General features: G+C 69.7%; 6 protein-coding genes. 3 read left to right on the forward strand and 3 right to left on the reverse strand.

Annotated elements, in window-relative coordinates; genetic code table 11:
* The first annotated feature begins 18 nt into the window (after window positions 1-18).
* A complete protein-coding gene (locus ACFVJQ_RS33790; protein WP_385789418.1) occupies window positions 19-1,416 on the forward strand; it encodes a glycoside hydrolase family 172 protein in 1,398 nt (465 codons plus the stop codon).
* 946 nt (window positions 1,417-2,362) lie between these two features.
* Here the strand turns inward: ACFVJQ_RS33790 and ACFVJQ_RS33795 are convergent.
* The gene (locus ACFVJQ_RS33795) at window positions 2,363-2,533 is read right to left on the reverse strand and encodes a hypothetical protein (protein WP_385789420.1); all 171 of its coding nucleotides are present in this window, start codon (window positions 2,531-2,533) and stop codon (window positions 2,363-2,365) included.
* A gap of 238 nt (window positions 2,534-2,771) precedes the next feature.
* On the opposite strand from ACFVJQ_RS33795, the gene ACFVJQ_RS33800 reads away from it, so the two are divergent.
* Entirely contained in the window at window positions 2,772-3,128 is a 357-nt protein-coding gene (locus tag ACFVJQ_RS33800; protein ID WP_385515751.1) for a PRC-barrel domain-containing protein, read from the forward strand.
* A gap of 61 nt (window positions 3,129-3,189) precedes the next feature.
* On the opposite strand, the gene ACFVJQ_RS33805 is transcribed toward ACFVJQ_RS33800, so the two are convergent.
* Window positions 3,190-3,891 carry a TetR/AcrR family transcriptional regulator gene (locus tag ACFVJQ_RS33805; RefSeq protein WP_385789422.1) on the reverse strand — a complete coding sequence of 234 codons (702 nt, stop codon included), beginning with the start codon at window positions 3,889-3,891 and terminating at the stop codon, window positions 3,190-3,192.
* Between the two features lie 110 nt (window positions 3,892-4,001).
* On the opposite strand from ACFVJQ_RS33805, the gene ACFVJQ_RS33810 reads away from it, so the two are divergent.
* On the forward strand, window positions 4,002-5,210 hold the full coding sequence (locus ACFVJQ_RS33810) for an FAD-dependent monooxygenase (RefSeq protein ID WP_385789424.1): 1,209 nt from the start codon (window positions 4,002-4,004) through the stop codon (window positions 5,208-5,210).
* Between the two features lie 15 nt (window positions 5,211-5,225).
* Here ACFVJQ_RS33810 and ACFVJQ_RS33815 read toward each other — a convergent pair.
* Window positions 5,226-6,392, reverse strand: a 1,167-nt coding sequence (locus ACFVJQ_RS33815; protein ID WP_385789426.1) for a xanthine dehydrogenase family protein molybdopterin-binding subunit, incomplete at its 5' end; no start/stop codon positions are given.

Consider the following 6,392-nt stretch of genomic DNA (forward strand, 5'->3'; position numbering starts at 1 on the left):
CGAAGGGACCCCTGCTCCATGTCCGTCCGCTCCTTCTCCCTCGGCGACGACCTGCTCGGCCGCGCCGCCCGGCGCCGCCGCTCCCGCTCCGCACGGGTCGCCAGCTGGGACCACACCGGCCTCAATGAGGACGCGTTCATCGTGATGCCGGGCGAGACCGCCGTCCTCGCCGACCTGGAAGGCCCCGGCGCGATCACCCACCTGTGGTTCGTCCAGGGCTGCCGCGTCGTCCTCGGCCCCGGCCTGTTCGACGCCCGCCAGGCGGGCACCGCCATGGTCGAGTTCAACAACGCGCTCGGCTACAACTGGGAGGTCAACGACCCCGACTACTACCGCAAGGTCGTCATCAAGATGTACTGGGACGACCAGGAGCACCCGTCCGTCGTAGCCCCGCTCGGCGACTTCTTCGGCGTCGGCAACTCCATGCCGGCCAGCTTCCAGTCGATGCCCTTCACGGTCTCCGTCAAGGACGACTCGGAACGCGTGTACGGCGGCCCCGCCGCCTTCAACTGCTTCCTGCCGATGCCCTTCAACCGGCGCGCCCGCATCGAGGTCGAGAACCAGGGCGAGCACCCGTACGTCCAGTACTTCTACATCGACTACGAACTCTTCGCCGAGGACCTCCCCGACGACACCCTCTACTTCCACGCCCACTGGCGCCGCGACAACCCCTGCAACGGCTGGGGTCCCGACCTGCAGGTCAACAGCCTGGAGACACAGGTCCCCAACCTCGACGGCAACGACAACTACGTCATCCTCGACACCGAGGGCGCCGGCAACTACATCGGCTGCGTCCACACCGTCAACCACTTCACCGGCACCTGGTGGGGCGAGGGAGACGACATGATCTGGATCGACGAGGACTTCAACCCGGACGGCACCACCAGCTGGCCCCCGTCCATGCACGGCACCGGCGGCGAGGACTACTTCAGCCACGGCTGGGGCATGCAGAAGATCAACTATCCGTTCCAGGGCACGATCATCCACGAGGAAGACGTCCCCGGCCTCCAGGTCCACTACCGCTTCCACCTCGCCGACCCCGTCCGCTTCAACGAACGCATCCGCGTCACCATGGAGCACGGCCACGGCAACCACCTCGCCGACGACTGGTCCACCACCGCGTACTGGTACCAGACCCTCCCGGCCCCCCGCCTCGACATCCTCCCCGTCGAGCAGCGCCTCCCCCGCAGGGCGGAAGGCCCTGGCATGAAGGACCTCCTCACCGTCGACCGCACCACGCTCGACCCACTCCGTCAGCGGATGCACGAGCAGCGCGACGCCCGCATGGCCGACTTCACCGCCCAACGCGTCGAGTGGTTCGAGCGCCGAGCCGTCGAATCCCGCGAACGCGCCGCCAGGAACAAGGAGTTCGCCGCCGAGGTGCGTGCCAGGTTCCTCGTCGGCGCACGGCGCTGATCACGTCGCGCCTCTGCTGCGTTCGCGTACTTGGCGACAGCATGGAACGCCGAAAGAGCGCCTGACGGGCATCTGCTCAGCTCAGGCGCCCTTTCTCCATTGAATGACGGCCAGTGCCGATGACCGGAACTCTTTCCGGGCAGCCCGCCGGGTCCTGCGGCAAGCGCTTGGACTCCCGGTCGGACAGCGGCGGCACTGGCTGACGCCGCCCTGCTTGCTCAAGCCCGCACCTTGCTGAAGCAGGGCGATAATGCGCCGGCCGTGGCCGCAGGGCAGTGGCCACTCGCTCTGGGACAGAACGGTCCCACCTGGCACAGGTTGTAACGACTGTCCGTGGGCGTCCAGGCCAGTCCAGGACGGGCGTGTAATGCCAGCTCAGGGCATCCGGTCCGGGGGAGTCGGCGCAGTTGGTGAGAGCTGTGTGAGAGCGCGCGTGGGACGACGAAGCCCCACCTGCAGGGAAACCGCGCCCCTCACGGCGCGCCTTGGCCACGCGAGTGCGGTGGAGCTGGCAGCGCAAATGGCCGAATCGCCTAGCCTGCGCGGGGGTGCTGGCGCCCAACGTGGACGGTTGCTTGGCTCCAGGCTCACCACCGCCTGCAACGGGGACCACGTGGCACATCGACCATGGTGGTGCCGCTCAATGTCAGCCCCTAGCAGGCTCATCAAGCGTCGGCGAGCAGTCGCCGGTGCTTGGCGAGGGCAGTAGCGTGCAACAGTTGGCGGAACTCGTCGGTCACAGTGCCGCGGGTCTCAAGAGCATGGCAGTCAGGGCACAGAGCAATCATTGCCCGGGGCAGGCGTCAAGCTCAACCACCGTGTCTCCATCGGATTCCACGCCAGCCGGGTGCCCGCATCGGAACTCGAGGCCGCCCTCGGCGGCGATGACGTGTAGGCGCTGACTCCCCGTCCGGGACCGGCCTTCCGGACGGCAGCCACGTCCGGCTCAGCGGCTGCCGCCCGGACCTGTCGCCAGCAGACCGTTGACCACGATCGCCGCCAGCGTTTCCGCCCTGGCCGTCAGCTGCTGCGGTGAGGACGCCCCGAGCCCGCCGAGACGTCGTACCGCTCCGGCTCCGTACGAGGCCACCGAAGGCAACCGCCTGCTGGGCGTCACCGGGGCCGACTGCATCCACTGCCGCGCGGCCAAGACCCCGCCAAGGTAAGCGAGCCCTGACGTTCCGGATCGGCGGGCCGGCCCTCGGGCCCGGTCACTCGCAGCGCGGCTGCCGCGTGGCAGCCGACGGCGCACCGGGGCAGGCTGGAGAGCGCAGGGTGACCGTCCGGGGCTCGTAAGCCGCTCTTGCCGCCGTGGGCGGCCACTCCGACCACGGTCTGTCCAGGGAGCGGAACGCATGATTCAGCCAGCCGACATCCGTGAATGGTGCGACCACGACGTCGTCGACCCGAAGGGACGCAAGATCGGCGCGTTGGAAGCGGTCTACGTGGACACCACCACCGACGAACCGGCCATGGCCACTGTCCGGACAGGGCTGCCCACTCGCCAGCGCCTTGTGTTCGTCCCGCTCGACGAGGCGATCGTCGGCCCGGACTACCTCAAGGTCGCGTACACCAAGGGGCAGGTACGGAAAGCTCCGTCCATCGGCACGGACGGCGTACTGCCCGCCGAGGACGAACCAGCGATCTTCCACCACTACGGCATGACCTACCGCCCCGGCACCAAAGGCGAGCGGCAACTCGCACGCCGCTGAACCGGCCGCCACACCCGAGGAGGCACTCGCCCGATGGCGCGGTGACCGGCGGTGGCTGGTGTCAGCTTCGGGTGGTGGCCGGGCGCTGCCGGGGTCTGAGCCGGGCTGTGGTCGGTCGGTCGGGCGCGGCGGCGGCGACCAGTTGGTCGATGCCGTCTTCCAGCGCGTCGACCACGTCGGGGACCGCCGCCTCGACGGCACCTTGGTCGACGTCCTCGCGGTCGTAGCTGGAGGACACGAGGCGCTCCACGGCGTCCAGGAGCAGGTCTCGCCCATCGGGATCTGCGAAGCCCCTCACGAGTGCACCGCCCAGGACTGCCTCGATCCCCATGACGATCTCGTCGTCGGCCACCTCGCGGACCAGGTGGTGGGCGCGCATGACGGCCAGAACCCGGTACAGCGCCCGGGTCGGCGGCTCAAAGCGGCCGGGCGACCCAATGGGCTGGTCGGCCAGCAGCGGGGCCATGTCCGGATTGTCCAGGCCGGCCGCGATCTCACGCCGGATGACGGTGCCCAGACGCAGGAGGGACGGATCGTTGCGGAGGTCGTCCGCGAGCACGGCGAAATGCCCGGCGAGCTCGAGCTGGAGAACGGCATCCCGCAGGCGTGCCTTGGACGGCCAGTAGAGGAAGACCGTCCCCTTGCCGACGCCGGCGCGAGCCGCGATGTCGTCGACCGTCGTGCGCTCCGCGCCGGTCTCACGGAACTGTGCCCTGGCCGCAGCCAGGATCGCTTCCGCTCGGTCCTGTGCCGGACGTGCCACGCCGTCTCTCCTCTCGCCTGCCTGCATGGTAGCTGCCTTGGCAGGTTTTTGACTGGCAGCGTTTTAGCAGTCAATAATGGTGACCTCGGCATCCACAGGAGAGGACCGACATGAACAAGCCGCGCGCCCTCGTCGTGGGCATGGGTATCGGAGGCCTGGCCACGGCACTGCGCCTGCACGACATCGGCTGGGACACCCTGCTCGTCGAACGCGCCCCCGAACGCCGTGCCTCCGGATACTTCATCGGGCTCTTCGGCACTGGCCGCGCCGCCGCGCAGCGGCTGGGTGTGCTCGACGCCATCGGCAACCGGTACGACGCCACGAGCACGACCTACGACATCGACCGGGAAGGCCGCCGTCGCCGGCCGGGCCTGGGCTACGGCGACCTGCCCGGTTCCCCCCGCCTGGTCCTCCGGGGCGACATCGAGGCCGCCCTCTACGACGCCGTCGAGCCCCTGACCGAGATGCGCTTCGCCACGACGCCGCTGGCCATCGACGAGGGTCCCGAGGGCGTGGACGTCACGCTGCGTACGACAGCGGGCGCCACCGTCGACACCACCGAGCGGTTCGACCTCGTCGTAGGGGCCGACGGCCTGCGCTCCACGGTGCGCCGCCTGGCCTTCGGTCCGGACACCGACTACCTCCAGCCCCTCCACCACATCATCGGCGCCACGGTCCTCAAGAGCCCCGTACCCGGGTACCGGCCCACCGACGGCCTCGTCCTCGCCGAGCCGGGCCGCTCCGCCTGGGTCTTCCCGTTCGCCGACCACCAGCCGACCGTGCTCTTCAACTACCGCACCGACGACGAGGACGCCGAGTTCCGGCGCCCGCCCATCGAGTCACTGCGCCGCGCCTTCGGCCCCGAACCGACCGGAGCCGTGCTGGAGAACCTCCTCCAGCAGTTCGAGGAGGCCGATGACTTCCTCTTCGACTCCACGCACCAGGTACTGATGCCCACCTGGCACACCGACCGCGTCGTCCTCCTCGGCGACTCGGCCTGGTGCCTGACCCTCTATTCGGGCATGGGTGCGTCCACCGCCCTGGCCGGCGCCGACCTGCTCGGCACCAGCCTGCAGCGCAACCCCGGCAACCCCGCCCGGGCACTGCGCGAGTGGGAGCAGAAGCTGCGGCCCTTCATGGCCACCCACCAGAAGATCGGACGCAAGGACCTGGTGATGTTCGTCCCCCAGACACCCCGGGACAAGGCGACCCGTACTCTCACGCAGAACCTGCTGGGCAATCCGGTCGGCAAGCGGGCGATGAAGGCCCTCACTGCCAGGAAGTTCCAGGACAAGTTGATCGACATCGCCGCGGCCTGACCGGCCCGTCAGACCTCACAGCATGAGTCGGTCGATGGTGATCGGGAGGGAGCGGATGCGGCGGCCGGTGGCGTGGAAGACGGCGTTGCCGATGGCCGCGGCCAGCCCGACCAGGCCGACCTCGCCGACTCCCTTGGTCCCCACCGCGGTTGCCCGGTCGGGTCCGCCGACGAAGAGCACCTCCATGTCGGGAACATCCGCGTTCACCGGCATCAGGTAGTCGCCGAAGGTGGCGTTGGCGATGCGCCCGGTGACCTGGTCGGTGGCCGTCTCCTCGAACATCGCCTGGCTGATGCCGCCGACGGTGCCGCCGATGATCTGGCTGGTGGCGGTCTTCTCGTTGAGGATGCGCCCGCCGTCGATCGCGGAGACCACCCGTGCCACCCGCAGCAGGCCCAGTTCGGGGTCGAGGCGCACCTCGACGAACTTCGCCCCGAAGGCGCCGGAGAGCGCCATCCCCAGCTCCTCCGCCCGAGGAGGCGTGCTTCTGCCGTCGGCGCTGAGCTCCTCCAGACCATGCCGGCCCAGGATGTCGACGTAGGACTCGCCTTGTCCGGGGTCCGTGATGCGGTGGATGCGCCCGTCGGTGACGGTCACGTCGTCGGGCGCGGCGCCGTGCAGCGGGGAGGCGGTGTCGTCGCGCACCACGTCGAGGAACTCCCGCAGCAGGCGCCGGCAGGCGGCGTGGACGGCGTTGCCGAGGGCGCCGGTGAGGCCGGAGCCGCCGGCCTGGGGGGCGTAGGGCATGTCGGAGTCGCCGAGGTCGAACCGCACCCGGGTGACGTCGACGCCGAGGAGCTCGGCCGCCAGCTGGGTCATGACCGTGTAGGTGCCGGTTCCGATGTCGGTGGCGGCGCTGCGCACGTATGCCGAGCCGTCGTGGCGCACCGAGGCACGGGCCTGGCACGGCACCTGGTAGAAGGGGTAGGAGACACCGGCCAGGCCGTAGCCCACGAGCCAGCGGCCGTCGCGCATGGAGCCGGGTTCCGGGGTGCGCCGCGACCAGCCGAACCGCTCGGCGCCCTCGAGATAGCACTCCCGCAGCGCCTTGCTCGACCAGGGAAGGCCGAGGACCGGGTGCTCCTCGGCGTAGTTGCGCAGGCGGATCTCGAGGGGGTCCATGCCGATGGCGTGGGCGACTTCGTCAATCGCGGACTCGAGGGCGAAGTTGCCCTGCCCCTC

The sequence above is a fragment of the Streptomyces sp. NPDC127197 genome (genome assembly GCF_042672405.1).
GTDB lineage: Bacteria > Actinomycetota > Actinomycetes > Streptomycetales > Streptomycetaceae > Streptomyces > Streptomyces flavusporus.